The organism is Streptomyces sp. NPDC023838 (assembly GCF_040639555.1).
Taxonomy (GTDB): domain Bacteria; phylum Actinomycetota; class Actinomycetes; order Streptomycetales; family Streptomycetaceae; genus Streptomyces.
In genome coordinates, this window is the sequence record NZ_JBFAAD010000002.1 from 246,348 (window position 1) to 265,543 (window position 19,196).

21 protein-coding genes are annotated in these 19,196 nt (G+C 69.9%); 3 read left to right on the forward strand and 18 right to left on the reverse strand.

The features are described from left to right. Positions 1-25: 25 nt before the first annotated feature. The 9 genes from tatA to AB0G17_RS03435 form a co-directional block, all read right to left on the reverse strand. On the reverse strand, positions 26-307 hold the full coding sequence (gene tatA, locus AB0G17_RS03395) for a Sec-independent protein translocase subunit TatA (RefSeq protein WP_361374984.1): 282 nt from the start codon (positions 305-307) through the stop codon (positions 26-28). A gap of 230 nt (positions 308-537) precedes the next feature. Continuing rightward, entirely contained in the window at positions 538-735 is a 198-nt protein-coding gene (locus AB0G17_RS03400) for a hypothetical protein (RefSeq protein WP_361374986.1), read from the reverse strand. Positions 736-744: 9 nt separating this feature from the next. Then, positions 745-1,008: a hypothetical protein gene (locus AB0G17_RS03405; RefSeq protein ID WP_361374988.1), complete on the reverse strand. Its 264-nt coding sequence runs from the start codon at positions 1,006-1,008 to the stop codon at positions 745-747. Between the two features lie 15 nt (positions 1,009-1,023). Beyond that, on the reverse strand, positions 1,024-2,022 hold the full coding sequence (locus AB0G17_RS03410) for a WYL domain-containing protein (RefSeq protein ID WP_361374990.1): 999 nt from the start codon (positions 2,020-2,022) through the stop codon (positions 1,024-1,026). A gap of 15 nt (positions 2,023-2,037) precedes the next feature. After that, the gene (locus AB0G17_RS03415; RefSeq protein WP_361374992.1) at positions 2,038-2,988 is read right to left on the reverse strand and encodes a WYL domain-containing protein; all 951 of its coding nucleotides are present in this window, start codon (positions 2,986-2,988) and stop codon (positions 2,038-2,040) included. A 137-nt stretch (positions 2,989-3,125) separates the two neighbouring features. Next, positions 3,126-3,497 carry an FKBP-type peptidyl-prolyl cis-trans isomerase gene (locus AB0G17_RS03420; RefSeq protein WP_361374994.1) on the reverse strand — a complete coding sequence of 124 codons (372 nt, stop codon included), beginning with the start codon at positions 3,495-3,497 and terminating at the stop codon, positions 3,126-3,128. A 57-nt stretch (positions 3,498-3,554) separates the two neighbouring features. Then, the gene (locus tag AB0G17_RS03425) at positions 3,555-4,508 is read right to left on the reverse strand and encodes an FKBP-type peptidyl-prolyl cis-trans isomerase (protein WP_361374996.1); all 954 of its coding nucleotides are present in this window, start codon (positions 4,506-4,508) and stop codon (positions 3,555-3,557) included. Between the two features lie 114 nt (positions 4,509-4,622). Further along, positions 4,623-5,984: a Pup--protein ligase gene (gene pafA / locus AB0G17_RS03430; RefSeq protein ID WP_361374998.1), complete on the reverse strand. Its 1,362-nt coding sequence runs from the start codon at positions 5,982-5,984 to the stop codon at positions 4,623-4,625. 24 nt (positions 5,985-6,008) lie between these two features. Then, positions 6,009-7,253, reverse strand: a complete 1,245-nt coding sequence (locus AB0G17_RS03435; protein ID WP_361375000.1) for an MFS transporter — start codon at positions 7,251-7,253, stop codon at positions 6,009-6,011. A gap of 124 nt (positions 7,254-7,377) precedes the next feature. Here AB0G17_RS03435 and AB0G17_RS03440 point away from each other — a divergent pair, with 124 nt between their 5' ends. Then, entirely contained in the window at positions 7,378-8,382 is a 1,005-nt protein-coding gene (locus AB0G17_RS03440) for a LacI family DNA-binding transcriptional regulator (RefSeq protein WP_361375002.1), read from the forward strand. 82 nt (positions 8,383-8,464) lie between these two features. On the opposite strand, the gene prcA is transcribed toward AB0G17_RS03440, so the two are convergent. From prcA to arc, 6 genes are all read right to left on the reverse strand, one after another. Beyond that, positions 8,465-9,214 carry a proteasome subunit alpha gene (gene prcA / locus AB0G17_RS03445; RefSeq protein ID WP_361375004.1) on the reverse strand — a complete coding sequence of 250 codons (750 nt, stop codon included), beginning with the start codon at positions 9,212-9,214 and terminating at the stop codon, positions 8,465-8,467. A gap of 46 nt (positions 9,215-9,260) precedes the next feature. Next, entirely contained in the window at positions 9,261-10,106 is an 846-nt protein-coding gene (prcB, locus tag AB0G17_RS03450; RefSeq protein ID WP_361375006.1) for a proteasome subunit beta, read from the reverse strand. Next, positions 10,058-10,657 (reverse strand): endonuclease VII domain-containing protein, encoded by a 600-nt coding sequence (locus AB0G17_RS03455; RefSeq protein ID WP_361375008.1) that lies wholly within the window; start codon positions 10,655-10,657, stop codon positions 10,058-10,060. The genes prcB and AB0G17_RS03455 overlap by 49 nt, the downstream gene beginning before the upstream one ends. Before the next feature lie 40 nt (positions 10,658-10,697). Then, positions 10,698-10,916, reverse strand: a complete 219-nt coding sequence (locus tag AB0G17_RS03460) for a ubiquitin-like protein Pup (protein WP_067134420.1) — start codon at positions 10,914-10,916, stop codon at positions 10,698-10,700. Positions 10,917-11,047: 131 nt separating this feature from the next. Beyond that, the gene (dop, locus tag AB0G17_RS03465) at positions 11,048-12,559 is read right to left on the reverse strand and encodes a depupylase/deamidase Dop (RefSeq protein WP_361375011.1); all 1,512 of its coding nucleotides are present in this window, start codon (positions 12,557-12,559) and stop codon (positions 11,048-11,050) included. Positions 12,560-12,805: 246 nt separating this feature from the next. Further along, positions 12,806-14,572 (reverse strand): proteasome ATPase, encoded by a 1,767-nt coding sequence (gene arc / locus AB0G17_RS03470; RefSeq protein ID WP_361375013.1) that lies wholly within the window; start codon positions 14,570-14,572, stop codon positions 12,806-12,808. Positions 14,573-14,850: 278 nt separating this feature from the next. Between arc and AB0G17_RS03475 the strand changes: the two genes are divergently transcribed. Further along, complete coding sequence (locus AB0G17_RS03475; protein WP_361375015.1) at positions 14,851-15,129, forward strand: ferredoxin; 279 nt, start codon at positions 14,851-14,853, stop codon at positions 15,127-15,129. A gap of 37 nt (positions 15,130-15,166) precedes the next feature. Here AB0G17_RS03475 and AB0G17_RS03480 read toward each other — a convergent pair whose 3' ends face one another. The 3 genes from AB0G17_RS03480 to AB0G17_RS03490 form a co-directional block, all read right to left on the reverse strand. Continuing rightward, positions 15,167-15,739, reverse strand: coding sequence for a hypothetical protein (locus AB0G17_RS03480; protein WP_361375017.1), 573 nt, complete (start codon positions 15,737-15,739; stop codon positions 15,167-15,169). A 234-nt stretch (positions 15,740-15,973) separates the two neighbouring features. Further along, positions 15,974-16,861 carry a tRNA (adenine-N1)-methyltransferase gene (locus tag AB0G17_RS03485; protein WP_067156039.1) on the reverse strand — a complete coding sequence of 296 codons (888 nt, stop codon included), beginning with the start codon at positions 16,859-16,861 and terminating at the stop codon, positions 15,974-15,976. 90 nt (positions 16,862-16,951) lie between these two features. After that, entirely contained in the window at positions 16,952-18,202 is a 1,251-nt protein-coding gene (locus AB0G17_RS03490; protein WP_361375019.1) for a site-2 protease family protein, read from the reverse strand. A 103-nt stretch (positions 18,203-18,305) separates the two neighbouring features. Between AB0G17_RS03490 and AB0G17_RS03495 the strand changes: the two genes are divergently transcribed. Next, entirely contained in the window at positions 18,306-19,196 is an 891-nt protein-coding gene (locus AB0G17_RS03495; protein WP_361375022.1) for a RecB family exonuclease, read from the forward strand.

A 19,196-nucleotide genomic window follows, 5' to 3' on the forward strand; every position in this document is an offset into this window, starting at 1 on the left:
ATCAGCGCCTGCTTCGGCCCAGGTGTCAGCGGGTGGAGTCGGTCGGCTCGGTGACGGGACGCGAGCTGCTGACGTCGCCGGGGGCCGACTGGATGGTGCGCTGCACCGGCGGCTGCTCGCCCGGGTGCGGCGGGTCGGCGGGGGCGGTCTGCTGGCCCTCGGCCTTCATCGCCTTCGCCTCGCTCTTGAGGATGCGCGCGGACTTGCCGAGCGAGCGCGCCATGTCCGGAAGCTTCTTCGCGCCGAACAGCAGCACGATGACGACGAGGATGAGAATGATCTCGGGGGCTCCGAGCCTTCCGAACATAAGCTTTTACCTTCTCACCGAGGCGACGTGGGTGGGGCTGCGTGGTCCCGGCCGGACTGGTGTCCGACCGGTTGCGTGCAGCGATCGTAACGCGCAGGGGTGAACGCTGGGCAATCCCCGTGCGTACTCCCGGTCGCGGCCCACTGCCTCGCTCCGTGGTCCGCGCTCTGAAGCGTACCTAAAGGGACGGACACTCAGGAGTCCCCACCGTCACCGCGAGGCCTCCACCGTCACCGCAAGGTCTCCCCCGTGGCCGAGAGTTCGACGGCGGCCCGTTCGAGCTCCTCGGCGGCGCTGTTGATCTTCCTTGTGGTGTCGGCCACTTGACGGCCGAGCCGCTGGGCCTCGACGAACACCTTGATCGCGAGGACACCGAGGACGGCGATGGTGAGGAACCCGAGGGCGATGGCGGTCATCGGCCAGAACATGAGCGGACCCTAGACGCTGGAGTGGAGGCGGAGGGTGCGGACCCCTCCGCCGGTGAGGAGTTCGACGATGCGCTCACCGGCCGGTTTGCGCACGGCGGAGCCGCACTCGGGGCAGGTGAAGGAGTAGAAGGTGGTACGGCGGCTGGCGCCGATGGCGAGGCGCAGCGCCCCCGCGGCCAGCTCGAAGCGGGCACGGCAGTCGGGGCAGGCGGCCTTGAACAGCACCGACTGGACTGCGGCCATCTGACGGGAAATACCGGGCATCACCGACATATTCCGTTTATCTCCTCAGCTCTGTCCGTCGTGCTCGCTCTGCTCTTCATGGACCTCTTCGTACGCCGCCAGCGCCGCCAGCGCCGCGCTGCGGGCACTTTCGGCCAGCTCGACCGGGGCCACGATCCGGCCGTCGCGGCCCAGACGCAGCGCGAGGCGGCGCAGCGAGGCCGGCTCCGGGGTGCGCAGGGTGATCCGCAGGCCGCCGTCCGCCAGCTCCTCGGCGCTGTCGTGCGGGTAGTACTCCGCGACCCAGCGACCGCCGGGCCCCACCTCCACGATCACCTCCGGGTCCTCGGCGGCGGGCTGGACCAGCCCCTCCGAGAGGTCCCGCAGCTCCAGCTCGGGCGGCGCGGCCGGCTCGTCGAGCAGTCGGATCTCGGCCACCCGGTCGAGGCGGAAGGTGCGGCGCGCCTCGGAGAGGCGGCACCACGCCTCCATATAGGTGTGTCCGACGGCGAAGAGCCGGATCGGGTCGACCTCGCGCTCGGTGAGCTCGTCGCGTGCGGGCGAGTAGTAGCGCACCCACAGCCGCCGGCGCTCCGAGATCGCCCGGTCGACGTCCGCGAAGACCCCGCCCTCCGACTCGAAGGTCACCGAGAGCCGGGAGCTGGCGCCCGCCGCCTCCCCGGCCGCCGCCTCCAGCTTGGCGGTGGCGCGCAGCAGCGCCTGGCGGTCGCCCTCGCGCAGCCCCGGCAGGGTGGCCACCGCGCGGGCCGCGACCAGGAGCGCGGTCGCCTCGTCGGCGGCGATCCGCAGCGGCTCGGCCGCCTCGGCGCCCAGGGCGTTCGGATTGCGCCACCAGATGCGGTCGCCGTCGGTGTCGATGTCGAGGAGGTCGCCGCCGCGGAAGCTGGTCCCGCACATGGGCAGGACGTCGAGGTCCGAGATCAGCTCGTCCTCGGTGATCCCGAAGGCGCGGGCGACGTCGGCGACGTGCGCACCGGGCCGCTCGCGCAGATAGGTGACGAGGGAGAGCATCCGCCGCGTCTGGTCGATGGCGTTGGCAGCCATGGTCGTCCGGTCCCCTCAGCCCTTGGCCACGGCGCGCAGCCGGTCCACCACGTCGGCCCGCAGGTCCGCGGGCTCCAGCACGACCACGTCCGGGCCGAACTCCACGAGCCAGGCATCCAGCCCGTGCCCGTACGGAATCTCCAACTCGTCCCACCCGTCGCCGAGTTCCCGCGTCGAGGTGGCCCGGGAGCGCAGCGGGTAGCCCGCCCCGGCGCGCAGCCTGATCCGCGCGGAGCGGGTGGCGGTCTCCCCCGCCCAGCTCTCCACGGTCTCGCGCACGGTGACCACGTCGGGCACCGGAGCGGTGAAGGAGCCGGCCCGCGAACGCACCTTGCCGGTGATCCGCGAGAGTCGGAAGACCCGCTCGGCGCCCCGGTCGCGGTCCCAGCCCGCCAGGTACCAGTGGCCGCGCCAGCACTCCAGCGTCCACGGCTCGACGTGGCGGGTCCCGGGGCGGGCGGCGGTGGCCTTGCGGTACTCGAAGACGACCGGACGGCGGTCGCGGCACGCCAGCATCAATGGCTCGAAAGCGGCCTCGTGCACCGGGATGCGTGGCTCGATCGCGCTGTGCTCGTACGGGTTGTCGGCTTCCGGCATTCCGGCGGCGCGCAGTTTCTGGAGTGCGCCGCTGGCCGCGCCCGCGAGCCGGGCCTGCTGCCAGACCCGGGCGGCGAGACCGAGCGCGGCGGCCTCCTCGGCGTCCAGCTGGACCGGCGGCAGCCGGTTGGAGTCGCGGCGGGCCAGATAGCCGGTCTCGCCGTCGAGGTTCTCCACCGTCTCGATGACCAGGCCGAGTTCGCGCAGATCGTCCTTGTCGCGCTCGAACATCCGGTTGAAGGAGTCGTCCGACCCCGCCTCCAGATAGGCCTCGATGGAACCGCGCAGCTCGCGCTTGCTGAGCGGACGGCGCGTCCCCAGCAGACACAGCGCCAGGTTCATCAACCGCTCGGCCTTGGCAATCGCCATCGACGCCCTTCGCCTCTCCTCGTCATGAGGGAGCGGCCCCGCTGCTCCCGACCGTTGACCGTACCGTCCCCGGGTGTCGTGGCAAAAGCCGAGGGCCCGTGCCGGCAGGCACGGGCCCTCGGTGTGATCGGGTGTGATCAGACAGCGACCAGGTCGCAGACGAAGATAAGCGTCTCGCCCGGCGCGATCCGGCCACCGGCGCCGCGGTCGCCGTAGGCGAGGTGCGCGGGGATGACCAGCTGGCGGCGGCCGCCGACCTTCATGCCCTGGATGCCCTTGTCCCAGCCCTGGATGACCTGACCGGCACCGAGCTGGAACTCCAGCGGGTTGCCGCGGTTCCAGGACGCGTCGAACTCCTCGCCGGTGGAGAAGGCCACACCCACGTAGTGGACCTTGACGTAGTCGCCGGCCTTGGCGACGGCGCCGTCGCCCTCCCAGATCTCCTTGATCTCAAGGTCCGCCGGCGGCTCGCCACCGGGGAAGTCGATCTCGGGCTTCTCGATGCTCACTGAACTGCTCCTCTTGAATACGTGCAGGGCAACCCGGACAGTCTTACATCTTCACCGTCACATCTTGGCCAGGATGTCGATCGAGAAGACCATGGTCGAGTTGGCCGGGATGCCCGACTGCTCCTTGTCGCCCAGGCCCTGGTCCGGCGGGATGACCACCAGGATGCGGCTGCCGACCTTCTTGCCGACCAGACCGGCCTTGAGGCCCTTGAGGGTCAGGTTCGGCAGCGCGAAGGTCTGCGTCTTGCCCTGGTCGTAGGTGCTGTCGAACTTCTTGCTGTCCTTCCACAGGAAGCCCTCGTACGCCAGGACCACGCTGTCGGTGTCCTTCACCACGTCGCCGTCGCTCTCCAGCACGTAGTCGGAGACCAGCTTCTTGGGGGCGTCGGTCTTGGGAATGGTCAGCGTCGGCGCCTTGCCGTCGGTGTTGGTGCCCACCTTCGGCAGGTCCTTGTCTTCCTGCGCGACCTCGTTGCCCTTGGCGGAGGCCGGGATGGTGGTGGCCTTGACGATGTCCACGACGAAGACCAGCGTGGCGTTGGGCTTGATGCTGTCGCCCTGGCCCTGAGCGCCGTAACCGAGCTCCGGCGGGATGCCCAGCTCGACGCGGCTGCCGACCTTCTGGCCCTCCAGGCCCTGGTCCCAGCCCTTGATGACCTGGCCGGCGCCGAGGGTCAGCGTGAACGGCTCCTTGCGGTCGAAGCTGTTGTCGAACGGCTTGTCCGAGTCCCAGGCCTGCCCGAGGTAGTTCACGGAGACGGCGTCGTTCTTCTTGAGCGCCGCGCCCTTGCCCTCGCTGATGACGTTCACCTTGAGGGCCTTGGGCGGAGTGCCCTCGCCCTTGGAGAGGGTCGGCTTCTCCCCGAACTTGGCACCCGCGGTGATGGCGGGCAGGCCGTTCTTCATCGAGGCGGAGTCGGAGGGGGAGTCGGAGCCCTTGTCGTCGCTTCCGCAGGCGGCTGTGGCGATCAGCAGCAGCGGGACGGCGAGCAGGCCGGCAAGTCGGCGCACGTGTTCCTCAGATCTCAGACGGCACGGTAGTTTGCCCGCCACTCTAAGGCGTACGACGGGCCCCTTACGAGGAACCGTACGGGGCCCGTGTTCACGTGTGCCGGTCACCTGCGGTCACATACCGGCGATCAGCTTCTCCACCCGGTCGTCCACGGAACGGAACGGGTCCTTGCACAGCACGGTGCGCTGCGCCTGGTCGTTGAGCTTGAGGTGCACCCAGTCGACGGTGAAGTCCCGTCGCTGCTCCTGCGCCCGGCGGATGAAGTCGCCGCGCAGCCGCGCCCGAGTGGTCTGCGGGGGCACCGACTTGCCCTCGAAGATCTTCAGGTCGTTGCAGATCCGGGCCGCCTGGCCCTTGCGCTCCAACAGGTAGTACAGACCCCGCTGGCGGTGGATGTCGTGGTACGCCAGGTCTATCTGGGCGACCCGCGGGTGCGACATGGTCATGTTGTTCTTCGCCCGGTACCGCTCGATCAGCTGGTACTTCATGACCCAGTCGATCTCGGTGGAGATCCGGTCCAGGTCCTCGGCCTCGATCGCGTCGAGGGTGCGGCCCCACAGCTCCAGGACCTGGTCGACGGTGCCGGTGCGGATGCCCCGGCGCTCCACGAAGTCCACGGCCTTCTCGTAGTACTCCCGCTGCACCTCCAGGGCGGAGGCCTCGCGCCCGCTGGCCAGGCGCACCTTGCGCTGGCCCGTGATGTCGTGCGAGACCTCGCGGATGGCCCGGATCGGGTTCTCCAGGGTGAGGTCGCGCATCACCGTGCCCGCCTCGATCATGCGCAGCACCAGGTCGGTGGCGCCGACCTTGAGCAGCATGGTCGTCTCGGACATGTTGGAGTCGCCCACGATCACGTGCAGGCGCCGGTAGCGCTCGGCGTCCGCGTGCGGCTCGTCCCTGGTGTTGATGATCGGGCGCGAGCGGGTCGTCGCGGAGCTGACGCCCTCCCAGATGTGCTCGGCGCGCTGGCTGACGCAGTAGACCGCGCCGCGCGGGGTCTGGAGGACCTTGCCCGCCCCGCACAGGAGCTGACGGGTGACCAGGAACGGGATGAGGATGTCCGCGAGGCGGGAGAACTCGCCGTGCCGGGCGACGAGATAGTTCTCGTGGCACCCGTAGGAGTTTCCCGCTGAATCGGTGTTGTTCTTGAAGAGGTAGACGTCGCCCGCGATTCCCTCCTCGTGCAGGCGGCGTTCGGCGTCGACGAGCAGGCCTTCGAGAATGCGCTCGCCGGCCTTGTCGTGGGTGACCAGCTCGGTCACGTTGTCGCATTCGGGAGTTGCGTATTCCGGATGCGAACCCACGTCCAGGTACAGGCGGGCGCCGTTCCGCAGGAAGACATTGCTGCTGCGGCCCCATGACACAACACGGCGGAAGAGGTAGCGCGCCACTTCGTCAGGTGACAGTCGGCGCTGTCCCCTGAACGTGCACGTGACGCCGTACTCGTTCTCCAGCCCGAAAATGCGGCGGTCCATGACTGAACATTACGCCCGATGCCCTCAGCTGAAACCGGGTTCGACAGCACGGGTTGGATCATTTTGGTCAACTCCCACGACGCTTTCCGTACGCCCGGGAGCTGCGAGGACCCGTCGGGTGGCGAGCAGCACCAGGAGCGCGGCCGCTCCGCCGCCGCCCGCGACGGCGAAGCTCGCGGCGCTGCCGCCGAGTTCGACGGCGGGCCCGGCGACGGCCGTGCCGAGCGCGGTGCCGACGCCGAACGCGGTCACCAGCCAGGAGAACGCCTCGGTCACGGTGCCGCGCGGGGCGTGCCGGTCGACCACGATGAACGCGCAGGCGATACAGGGCGCGAGGAAGAGCCCGGATACCACGGCGAGCCCCACCATGGGCACGACACCGGGGACGAGCATCAACGGGAGATAGCCGACCGCGAGCAGCGCGACGAGCGAAATCAGCCGTTTCTCGGGAGTTCCCGCCCACTGGCGCGCCCCGTACACCAGACCGCCGAGCAGCGCCCCCAGCCCGTTGGCCGCCATCAGCCAGCCGTAGACCGCGTCGCGGCCGTGGTCGTCGGCGTAGGCCGCCGCCGCCACGATGATCGCGCCCAGCGCGAGGCCGACGAAGAAGAAGGCGCCGAGGAGCGCGAGCAACCCCGTGGAGCGCAGTGCGCCCAGCCAATGCGCCTCGCGCGGGGCCGAGCGCCAGGCGCGCGAGGGCCCCGAGAGCACCACCGAGAGCGCGCCGATCACCCCGAGCGCGTTGATCACGACCAGCGCGGTGGCGGGCGACCACAGGGCGATGCCGAGGGTGACCAGCAGCGGGCCGACCGTGAACATGACCTCCTGGGCTATCGCGTCCATGGCGTACGCCGTGTGCACTTGGTCCTGGCGGGTCAGGACGCTGGGCCACAGCGCCCGCAGCCCGCCCTCCAGCGGCGGCGTGCAGAACCCGGCCACCACCATCGCCGCGTACGCCACCGCGACCGGCTCGATGCCGCCGAACGCCAGCACGGCCATCCCCAGCGCGCTGACGACCGATGCCGGCAGCATCACCCGGGGCTGCCCGTGGAGGTCCACGGCCCGGCCGAGCAGCGGCTGTCCGGCCGCGGTGGCCAGGCCGTACACGGCGGTGAGCGCGCCCGCCAGCGAGTAGCTGCCGCCCTCCGCGCGGACGAACAGGACCACGGCGATGGCCGCGGTGGCGTTCGGCAGCCGTCCCGTCAGTGTCCCCACGAGCAGTCGCGCGGCGTGCCGCGTCCGGAGGATCTCCAGATATCCCGCCGCCATGGTCGCCTCTCGGTTGGATTAGTTGTACGTATAACGTCCGACGTCATACGTACCATGTCGACAACCCCCGGGTCCACCCCGGAGCAAGGACAGCCAGCCCCCCCCCACCCCGCCGGAGGACCCCGTGAAGACCCAGCCGACCAGCCGGGACGTCGCCCGCGCGGCCGGGGTCTCCCAGGCCACCGTCTCCCTCGTCCTCGGCGACAAGTGGCGCGGCCGGGTCTCCGAGAGGACCGCCGACCTGGTCCGCGAGGCCGCCCGCGACCTCGGCTACCGGCCCAACCTCGCCGCCCGCAGCCTCCGCCTCGGCCGCACCCGCACCGCGCTCCTCGTGGTGCCCGCCCTCACCAACGAGTTCTTCGCCCGCGTCTACACCGGCGCCGCCCGCGTCGCCGCCGAACACGGCTTCGGCGTCGTCCTCTACCCCTCCCCCGACGGCATCGGCCCCGCCCGGGACCCCTTCGACTCCGCCCGCGCCGCCCTCGACGGAGTCATCGCCTCCTCCATGGCCGCCGACGCCCTCGCCGCCATCCAGGGCACCGGCCTGCCCCTCGTCATGATCGACAGCGACCCCGCCGAAGCCGGCCCCGCCGCCCGCGTCAACCTCGACATCGCCGACGGGATACGACAGGTGACGGAGCATCTGCTCGGCCTCGGCCACCGCAGGTTCGCCCACCTCGCCTCCGCCGTGGACTCCTGGACCTTCCAGGTACGCGGCCGCGCCCTGGAGGACGCGCTGCGCCGAGCACCCGGCGCCGAGGTCGTGACCGTGCCCTCCGCGCTCACCGTCGACGCGGCCCGGCGGGCGGCCGAGGACGCCCTCACCCGGCCCGGCCCCCGCCCCACCGCGTTCGTCTGCGACGACGACATCCTGGCCGCCGGAGCCTGCAAGGCCGCCCGGCGCCTCGGTCTGCGCATCCCCGACGACCTCTCGGTGGCCGGATTCGACGACCTCGCCCTCGCCACCGCCCTGGAACCCGAACTCACCACCGTCCAGCTGCCCGCCGAGCAGGTGGGCGAGCGCGGCATGGCCGCGCTGCTCGCCGTCCTGGACGGCCGCGAGCCCGAGGCGGGTGACCTGCCGGTCGCGCTGATCGTCCGCGGCTCCACGGCCCCGCCGGCGGCCTGACACGGTCCGGAAGCGGAAAGGCCCGTGCCCCGCCGTGAGGAACGGCGGGGCACGGGCCTGTACGTGGACGTGGCCGAGGCGTCTACTCCTCGTCGTTGTCCGACGGCACCTCGGTCGGCTCGGCGCTCGCCTCTTCCGTCTGCAGGAGACGGGACAGCTGACGACCGACGATCCGCTTGAACTTGCGCTGCTGCGGCCGCGTCCGGTCGAGCACCGCGACCTCCAGACGCTCCGCGGGGATCTCCCGCTCGGCGCCATTGGCCTGGTTCGACAGGGCCTGCACGGCCAGCCTCAGCGCCTCCGCCAGCGACATGCCGTCCTGGTGGCGCTGATCCAGGAACGTGCTGATCTGCTCCGCGTTGCCGCCGACCGCGACCGAGCCGTGCTCGTCCACGATCGAGCCGTCGTGCGGCAGCCGGTAGATCTGGTCCTCCTCCGGCGTCGCCCCGACCTCGGCGACCACCAGCTCCACCTCGTACGGCTTCTCGCCGACGCTGGAGAAGATGGTGCCGAGCGTCTGCGCGTACACGTTCGCCAGGCCACGGGCCGTCACATCGTCACGGTCGTACGTGTATCCCCGCAGATCCGCGTAGCGCACGCCGCCGATGCGGAGGTTCTCGTACTCGTTGTACTTGCCGGCGGCCGCGAAGCCGATCCGGTCGTAGATCTCGCTGAACTTGTGCAGCGCACGGGACGGGTTCTCGCCGACGAACACGATGCCGTCGGCGTACTGCAGCACGACCAGGCTGCGGCCGCGCGCGATGCCCTTGCGGGCGTACTCGGCACGGTCGGCCATGGCCTGCTGGGGTGAGACATAGAACGGCGTCGACACCGGCTATCCGTCCCTTTCTGTCAGTGGCGGGGTCATCTCTGCGGCCTCAGAGCAGCGCGGCGCGCGGGCCGTCCGGCTGCTCCAGACGCCGCTCCAGGATCGAGCGGGCGATCTCGGAGGACTCCGCCTCGGTCAGTCGCCGGAAGCCCTCGTCGCTGATGACGGTGACGATCGGATAGATCCGGCGGGCGACATCGGGACCGCCGGTCGCCGAGTCGTCGTCCGCCGCGTCGTAGAGCGCCTGGACGACCAGGGTGGTGGCCTGCTGCTCGGTCAGGTCGTCGCGGTACAGCTTCTTCATCGAGCCGCGGGCGAAGATCGAACCGGAGCCGGTGGCGGCGAAGCCGTGCTCCTCGGAGCGGCCGCCGGTGACGTCGTACGAGAAGATGCGGCCCTTCTCGCGGTCCACGTCGTACCCCGCGAAGAGCGGGACCACGGCGAGGCCCTGCATGGCCATGCCGAGGTTGCCGCGGATCATGGTGGAGAGCCGGTTGGCCTTGCCCTCCAGGGAGAGGGTGGCGCCCTCGACCTTCTCGAAGTGCTCCAGCTCCAGTTGGAAGAGCTTGACCATCTCCACGGCGAGGCCCGCGGTACCGGCGATGCCCACCGCCGAGTACTCGTCCGCCGGGAAGACCTTCTCGATGTCGCGCTGGGCGATCATGTTGCCCATCGTCGCCCGCCGGTCACCGGCGAGCACCACGCCGCCGGGGAAGGTGGCGGCGACGATGGTCGTGCCGTGCGGCGCCTCCACGTGCCCCTGCACGGGCGGCAGGACACGCTTGCCGGGCAGCATCTCCGGCGAGTGCTCGGACAGGAAGTCCATGAACGAGGACGAGCCCGGCGTCAGGAAGGCAGCTGGTAGACGCCCTGTGCCACGAGTGTTGGCTTCCACGAGTTTCCCTCCAGGTAGGCGGCAGCCCGACGAACTGTGTCGGGATCGTCTCCCAACTTGCCGATGGCCGAATTGCAGTTGAAGCACAGTACGCCTCGGACCCTACCCGTCGTGTGGCAATGATCCACATGCACGGCGGGGGCGGAGAGGCAGATTACGCAGAGGCCCATCTGATCGGCGATCATCTGGTCGCGGTCGTCTTCGGTGATGCGGTATTGGCGTTTGAGGTGGCCCGCACGGCCTTGGACCTTCCGGCAGGCCTTGCATCGGGTGGAGAGGCCGTCCGAGGCGGTGGAGTTGCGGTGCCACTCGCTGTGCGGCTTGACCTCACCGCACTGCCGGCACAGCTTCCACCCTTCCAGCACATCGACCTTCTCCCGGACGTCCTTACCCTCGGCCGCCTGCCTGAGCCGATAGCGCTCTGCGCTGTACGCGGAGACGCACTCCCGGCATCTGGGTTGCAGACCATCGCCGCGGTTGCGGTCTTTCGCGAAACCGCCAAGCGGCAGGTCCCGACCGCAACCGCGACAGTGCTTGACCGCCCCGGGCATTCCCCTCCCTCACTAACCTTCGATTCGAAGGACGAAGGCCCTACTGCCCACCTTTTTGCACGAAGCTTCGCACGAAATCCTCTGCATTCTCCTCGAGGACATCGTCAATCTCATCCAGCACGGAGTCCACGTCGTCCGAGAGCTTCTCGTGGCGTTCCTTGAGGTCCTCCGAAGCCTGCGCGTCCTGGGTCTGCTCCTCGACCTCCTCGGTGGAACGCGTGGCCTTCTGCTGTCCGCCGCCGGTGTCCTTGGTCGCCATCTACCTCACCCCGCTCGGTTCGATGTCCTTGATCAGACCCTACAAGCAGGGCCCGACATCGGCCCCGCACTTCTTGGAACGTACGGGGCCTACCTCTGTGTTTCCCCCGCCGCAGGCGTTTCAGCCGCGCCTCAGCCGCCCGAGAGCACCCGGACCAGATCCTCGGCCGTGCGGCACCGGTCGAGCAGCTCCTTCACGTGATTACGCGTTCCGCGAAGCGGCTCCAGGGTCGGCACGCGCTGGAGCGAGTCACGGCCCGGCAGATCGAAGATCACCGAGTCCCAGGAGGCCGCGGCGACGTCGTCCGCGTACTGCTCCAGGCAGCGGCCGCGGAAGTACGCCCTGGTGTCCTCCGGGGGCTTCGTGCGGGCCCGGGAGACCGCGGACTCGTCGTGGAGCCGCTTCATCTTGCCGCGGGCCGCCAGGCGGTTGTAGAGGCCCTTCTCGGCCCGTACATCGGCGTACTGGAGGTCGACGAGGTGCAGCCGGGCCGCGTCCCAGTCCAGGCCGTCGCGCCGCCGGTAGCCCTCCATGAGCTCCCGCTTGGCGATCCAGTCCAGCTCGCCGGAGAGGCTCATCGGGTCGTTCTCCAGCCGGTTGAGCACGTCCTCCCAGCGGCCGAGGACGTCCTTGGTCTGGTCGTCGGCGTCGACGCCGAACCGCTCCTCCACGTATTTGCGCGCGAGCTCGAAGTACTCCATCTGCAGTTGTACGGCGGTGAGGGTGCGGCCGCTGCGCAGCGTGACCAGGTGGCGCAGTTCCGGGTCGTGGGAGACCTGGTGGAGGGTGCGGACCGGCTGGTCGACGGCCAGGTCGACGTTGATGAAGCCGTCCTCGATCATGGAGAGGACGAGGGCCGTCATACCGAGCTTGAGGTAGGTGGAGATCTCGGAGAGGTTGGCGTCGCCGATGATGACGTGCAGGCGGCGGTATTTCTCCGCGTCCGCGTGCGGCTCGTCGCGCGTGTTGATGATGGGGCGCTTGAGGGTGGTCTCCAGGCCCACCTCGACCTCGAAGTAGTCGGCGCGCTGGCTGATCTGGAAGCCGTGCTCGTGGCCGTCCTGGCCGATGCCGACGCGTCCGGCGCCGGTGATGACCTGGCGGGAGACGAAGAACGGGGTGAGGTGGCGCACGATGTCCGAGAACGGGGTCTCCCGCTTCATCAGGTAGTTCTCGTGCGTGCCGTAGGAAGCGCCCTTGTTGTCGGTGTTGTTCTTGTAGAGGTGGATCGGCTGGGCGCCGGGGAGCTGCGCCGCGCGTTCGGCGGCCTCGGCCATGATGCGCTCGCCCGCCTTGTCCCAGAGCACCGCGTCGAGCGGGTTGGTGACTTCGGGTGAGCTGTACTCGGGGTGGGCGTGGTCGACGTACAGCCGTGCCCCGTTGGTGAGGATGACGTTGGCGAGGCCGATGTCCTCGTCGGTGAGCTGGCTGGAGTCGGCGGCCTCGCGGGCGAGGTCGAAGCCGCGGGCGTCCCGCAGCGGGTTCTCCTCCTCGAAGTCCCAGCGTGCGCGGCGCGCCCGGTGCATCGCCGCCGCGTAGGCGTTGACGATCTGGGACGAGGTGAGCATGGCATTGGCATTGGGGTGGCCGGGGACGGAGATGCCGTACTCCGTCTCGATGCCCATTACTCGCCGTACGGTCATGCGGCCCTCCTTGCCCGGCGGCGCTCCCCTCCGGGAGCGGCGCTCAAGTACCGCTGTTTCTCCGGTGCGTGTGCGGTGCCCGTCCCCGCACTGCGCGACTCGGCGGTACGGAAGAGCCTAGAACGCCTTTGCGCTGGTGGGGAGATCAATTGCGTCATTGCTCTTGGTCTGTCTGTGGCCTGTTTTCGGCCGGAAAAGCAGTCGGCTGCGGATGCCCCGGTCGGGCACCCGCAGCCGCCCTGTGTGCTACAGGTACTGACCGGTGTTGGCCACGGTGTCGATGGAGCGTCCGGTGTCCGCGCCCTGCTTTCCGGTGACGAGGGTACGGATGAACACGATCCGTTCGCCCTTCTTTCCGGAGATGCGGGCCCAGTCGTCGGGGTTGGTGGTGTTGGGCAGGTCCTCGTTCTCCTTGAACTCGTCCACGCAGGCCTGGAGGAGGTGGGAGACGCGGATGCCCTTCTGGTTGTGGTCGAGGAAGGCCTTGATGGCCATCTTCTTGGCCCGGTCCACGATGTTCTGGATCATGGCGCCGGAGTTGAAGTCCTTGAAGTACAGGACTTCCTTGTCGCCGTTGGCGTACGTGACTTCCAGGAAGCGGTTCTCCTCGGACTCCGCGTACATCTGCTCGACGACGGACTGGATCATCGCGTGGGCCGCGACGTCCTTGGAGCCGCTGTGCTCGGCGAGGTCGTCGGCGTGCAGGGGCAGCGTCGCCGTGAGGTACTTGGCGAAGATGTCCTTGGCGGCCTCCGCGTCCGGACGCTCGATCTTGATCTTGACGTCGAGTCGGCCGGGCCGCAGGATCGCGGGGTCGATCATGTCCTCGCGGTTGGAGGCGCCGATGACGATGACGTTCTCCAGGCCCTCCACACCGTCGATCTCGGCGAGCAGCTGGGGGACGATGGTGTTCTCCACGTCCGAGCTGACGCCGGATCCGCGGGTGCGGAAGAGCGACTCCATCTCGTCGAAGAAGACGATGACGGGGGTGCCCTCGCTCGCCTTCTCCCGGGCTCGCTGGAAGACCAGGCGGATGTGCCGCTCGGTCTCTCCGACGTACTTGTTGAGGAGTTCGGGGCCCTTGATGTTGAGGAAGTAGCTCTTCCCCGCGGGCTGACCGGTGACCTCGGCGACCTTCTTGGCGAGCGAGTTGGCGACGGCCTTGGCGATGAGCGTCTTGCCGCAGCCGGGCGGGCCGTAGAGCAGGATGCCCTTGGGCGGCCGCAGTTCGTGCTCCTTGAAGAGGTCCGGGTAGAGGTACGGGAGCTCGACCGCGTCGCGGATCATCTCGATCTGGCCGCCGAGTCCGCCGATCTTGTCGTAGTCGACGTCAGGGACTTCCTCGAGGACCAGTTCCTCGACCTCGCTCTTGGGGACCACTTCGTACACGTAGCCGGAGCGGGGTTCGAGCAGGAGGGCGTCGCCGGGGCGGATGGTGGCGTCCAGCAGCGGCTCGGCGAGCCTGACCACCCGTTCCTCGTCGGTGTGCCCGATCACCAGGGCGCGTTCGCCGTCCTCGAGGATCTCCTTGAGGGTGACGATGTCCCCGGCGCGCTCGAACTCCATGGCCTCGACCACGTTGAGCGCTTCGTTGAGCATGACTTCCTGGCCGCGCCGGAGCTCGTCGAGCTCGACGCTGGGGCTGACGTTCACCCGGAGCTTGCGGCCCCCGGTGAAGATGTCGGCGGTGCCGTCCTCGTTGGCGTGCAGGAAGACACCGAAGCCGGCCGGCGGCTGTGCGAGCCGGTCGACCTCCTCCTTGAGGGCCACGATCTGGTCCCGGGCCTCGCGGAGCGTATTGGCGAGCCGCTCGTTCTGCGCGGACACGCCCGCCAGGTTGGTCTGCAGCTCGACGATCCGCTCTTCGAGAATCCTCGTATGACGCGGAGAGTCGGCGAGCTTGCGTCGCAGGACGGCGATTTCCTGCTCTAGATAGGCAACCTGGCCGGCTGGGTCCTCAGACCCCCGCCCCGGCCGGATGCCGCGGTTGATGTCGTCGTCGTGGGCTGCCACGGTCCTCACCTCCTCCAAGGGGAGCTGGACGCTTCCTGACCCTACCTGGGCGGGTGGTGATTGAAACCCCTAGATCACAAAGACTGCGGGGTGTGTCCGATCTTCACCCTTGCGCTCTCCCTCACGCCAGGGGAATACCCACCCATCAACATCGGAAAGCGGGCGGTTGTATCGTCGAGTCGGTCAACACCCGTCAGGACTGGTACCGATTGCTCGGCCGTTCCGTGAGGTGGGACACCCCCGTACGAACACAGCACCACGCAGGAACGGCAGGCGACATGAACGAGGCTCTTGAAGTCTGGATCGACCAGGACCTCTGCACCGGCGACGGGATCTGTGTCCAGTACGCGCCCGAGGTCTTCGAGCTGGACATCGACGGTCTGGCCTACGTGAAGAGCGCCGAGGACGAGCTGTTGCAGTCGCCGGGCGCCGTGACGCCGGTTCCGCTGCCGCTGCTCCAGGACATCGTGGACTCGGCGAAGGACTGCCCGGGCGACTGCATTCACGTACGACGGGTTTCGGACAGCGTCGAGGTCTACGGGCCGGACGCCGACTGAGACGGTACGTGACGAAGTCCGTACGCTACGTGACGGATCAGGTACCCAGCGCCTGGGACTGGGTGCTCCGGACGAACTTCCCGCCCTGCCAGCGCCACTTGGCCTTCTGCTCCTGATCGGGGCAGCAGCGCGGGACGTCCGATGAGGAGTAGCCGAGCAGGGTGGCCGTGACGGCCCCGTCCCGGACCGCGAGACCGGAGACGCCGAGTCTCTCCCGCGGGTCGGCCAGCGTCGCCACCAGGCGGGGCGGGGCACCCTTCAGGGCGGGCCGGGTCAGTACGTAGACGCCGCTCGGCGGGGTGCCCGAGCCGGCCCGGCAGTGGACCACGGCCACGGTCTCGGGGCTGCCGTCACCGTCGAGATCGCCGGTGGCCCGGGCCGCCACCTGGGTACCGACGGTGCCGCACTGGAGCGGGTAGACGACCGCCGCCGCGTCGGGTGCCGGGGCCGCTGCCGCGCGGGCTCCGGCGGCTCCTTGGGAGGCCTTGGCGGTGCCGGGCTGCAGCCAGCCGGCCAGCGCCACCACCGCGGCCATCGCGGCGGCCGTGGCCAGCCAGTGCACCGGGCGGGCGTGGGTGTGCGCGAGCTCGGGGACGGCGGCAGTCTGCACGCGGGAGGTCTCCTGTGAGGGGCGGTGCGGGTGGTGGGAGTGGCCAGCATCGTGCCACACGTCACAGCCGGGCGGAACAGTGGGGTCCGGAGGTTGTGCGCCCCTTTTGGCGCCGCCGTGCCCGTACGTCCATCCGCGCCTCCAACGCACAAGCGCCGCCGCCGAGTTCCCCGGAGTGTCCGGGAACTCGGCGGCGGCGCCGGTGCGTTGAGCTGACGGGCCCGTCAGCCCTTGTCAGTCCTTGTTGGGGCCCTCGTAGTCGTCTCCGTACGCGCCCTTGGCGGGGCGGCGGCGGCGCAGCGGGGGCTCGACGCCGTCCGCGAGGCGGCGGGCGGTGACGAGGAAGCCGGTGTGGCCGATCATCCGGTGGTCGGGGCGGACGGCGAGGCCCTCCACGTGCCAGTTGCGGATCATCGACTCCCACGGCTGCGGCTCGGCGAAGCAGCCGATCTCGCGGATGGCCTCGACGGTGCGCGAGAGCTGGGTGGTGGTGGCCACGTAGCAGCAGAGGATGCCGCCGGGCACCAGCGCCTTGGAGACGGCGTCCAGGCACTCCCAGGGGGCGAGCATGTCGAGGATGACGCGGTCGACGTCGGTGTCCGACAGGTTGTCCTGGAGGTCGCCGACGGTGAGCTGCCAGGCGGGGTGCGGTTCGCCGAAGTAGCGCTCCACGTTCTGCTGGGCGATCTCGGCGAAGTCCGCGCGGCGCTCGTAGGAGTGGAGCATGCCGTGGTCGCCGATGGCGCGCAGCAGGAAGGCGCTGAGCGAGCCGGAGCCCACGCCCGCCTCGACGACGCGCGCGCCGGCGAAGATGTCGGCGAAGGCCAGGATCTGCCCCGCGTCCTTGGGGTAGACCACGGCGGCGCCGCGGGGCATGGACAGGACGTAGTCGGGGAGCAGCGGGCGCAGCGCGAGGTACGCGACGTTCCCGGTGGTACGGACAACACTGCCCTCGGGAGCGCCGATCAGCTCGTCGTGCGGGAAGGAACCCTTGTGGGTGTGGAAGTTCTTCCCGGCTTCGAGCGTGAACGTGTAGTGGCGTCCCTTGGGGTCGGTGAGCTGGACCTGGTCCCCGACCTTGAAGGGCCCGCGACGGCGGGCGGCACCGGTCGGTTCGGACATACGAACAGGGTACCGGCCCTGTTGACCGCGGAGCGCCACGGCCTGCGCGCTCGCGGGACCGCCGGTGCCGCTACGGAGCAGCCGGTGCGGTTACGCGGTGGGGCGGGCCATCGCCGCCACGAAGGCCTTCTCGACGTCGGCCGCCGAGAGCACCCCGTAGATCTCGCCGGTCTCCTCGACCACCAGGTACTCGGTGGCGGGGGTGGCCCGGAGCCTGTCGAGGAGCGGCTCGCCCGCCAGCTCGGCGGGGACGCGCATGCCGTCGGTGAGGTCCTGGGCGAGCCCGCTGACCGCCACCCAGGGGCGGCGGTGCTCCGGTACGCCGACGATGGCGGCCTCGCGGACCAGGCCGGTGGGGTCGCCGTGGCCGTCGACGACGACCAGGGCGCGCGCCCCGGCCTCGTTGGCCCGGCGCAGCGCCTCGGAGAGCGGGGTGCTCGACTCGACGGGGAGGGCCCGGCGGGTGAGGTTGCGGGCGCGCAGCTCCGGCAGGTGCTCGCGCAGCCGGGCCATGCGCAGGCTGTTGCCCGCGCCGGTCCAGATGATCGCGGCGAGGATCGCGGCGAGCAGCGCGTCGGTGACGGTGTCCATGCCGTCGACCTCTTCGGGCGCGTTGCCCAGGACGCCGGTCTGGGTGAGCAGCGGGAGGCCGATGAGGACGGTGACGGCGAGGGCGCGGCCGACCCAGGCGGCGGCGACGGTGCCGCTCATGGGCCTGCCGGTGATCTTCCACACGACGGCGCGGAGCATCCGGCCGCCGTCCAGCGGCAGGCCGGGCAGCAGGTTGAAGCCCGCCACGATCAGGTTGGAGACCATCAGCCCGGCGAGCAGGACGCCGGGGACGGTGCCGGGCTCGACGGCCTGCATGCCGATGTAGAACAGCCCGGACAGGACGAGCGAGAGCAGCGGGCCGACGAAGGCGAGCACGAACTCGCGGCCCGGGGTCTCGGTCTCCTTCTCGATCTCGGAGACACCGCCGAAGAACTGGAGCTGGATGCGCCGCACGGGCAGCTTGAAGCGCAGCGCGGCGACGGTGTGGGCCAGTTCGTGGACCAGCACCGAGGCGTAGAAGGCGACCGCGAAGAAGAGCGAGACGAGGTAGCGGGCGGCGCCGAGCTCGGGCAGCACGCGGTCGAGCTGGCCGCCGAAGACCCAGGTGATGAGGGCCGCGACCAGGAACCAGCTGGGTGCGACGTAGACCGGCACGCCGAACGGGCGCCCCATGAGGAGGCCGCCGCCCGGCTCCCGTCCACGGGGCGACTTGCCGTTGCCGGGCGCGGCGCCGGGGCCGTCGTCTCCCGCGCCGGACTGCGGCCTTTTGCTGTCGCCGCTCTCGTCCACGGTGTCCCTTCGTCGGTGCTTCTGTCACGATCATGCAGTGTGAGGGGGCTCGTCGTCGATGGTATTCCGCTCGCTGTCAGTGGCGGGTCGTAGGGTCTGTGTCATGGATACGAGCACCGGAGGGGCCGCGGCGGCCCAGCGACCCGTGTCGTTGTCGCCGTCGCGCGCGAACGACTTCATGCAGTGCCCCTTGCTGTACCGGTTCCGGGTGATCGACAAGCTCCCCGAGAAGCCGAGCGAGGCGGCGACGCGCGGCACGCTGGTGCACGCGGTGCTGGAGCGCCTCTTCGACGACCCGGCGGCGGAGCGGACGGCTCCGCGCGCGAAGGCGATGATCCCCGGCCAGTGGGACCGGCTCCTGGAGTCGAAGCCGGAGCTGACGGAGCTGTTCGCCGAGGACACCGGCGGCGAGCGGCTGGCCAAGTGGCTCGGGGAGGCCGAGCGGCTGGTGGAGCGGTGGTTCTCGCTGGAGGATCCGACGCGTCTGGAGCCGGTGGAGCGGGAGTTCTTCGTCGAGACGGAGCTGGAGTCGGGGCTGCGGCTGCGCGGGGTGATCGACCGGGTCGACGTGGCACCGACCGGTGAGGTCCGGATCGTCGACTACAAGACGGGCAAGGCCCCGCGTCCGGAGTACGCGGAGGGCGCCCTGTTCCAGATGAAGTTCTACGCGCTGGTGGTGTGGCGGCTGAAGAACGTGCTGCCCCGCCGCCTCCAGCTGGTGTACCTGGGCAGCGGTGACGTGGTGACGTACGACCCGGTGGAGGCGGATCTGCAGCAGGTGGAGCGGAAGCTGCACGCGCTGTGGGAGGCGATCCGGCTGGCCACGGAGACGGGCGAATGGCGGCCGCGGCCGACCAAGCTGTGCGGCTGGTGCGACCACCAGGCGGTCTGTCCGGAATTCGGGGGGACTCCCCCGGTCTATCCATTGCAGGTGTTCCCGGCCGGATCGGCACAGGATGAGCAGGGCAGAATGGACCCGGTCCAGCAATCCTGA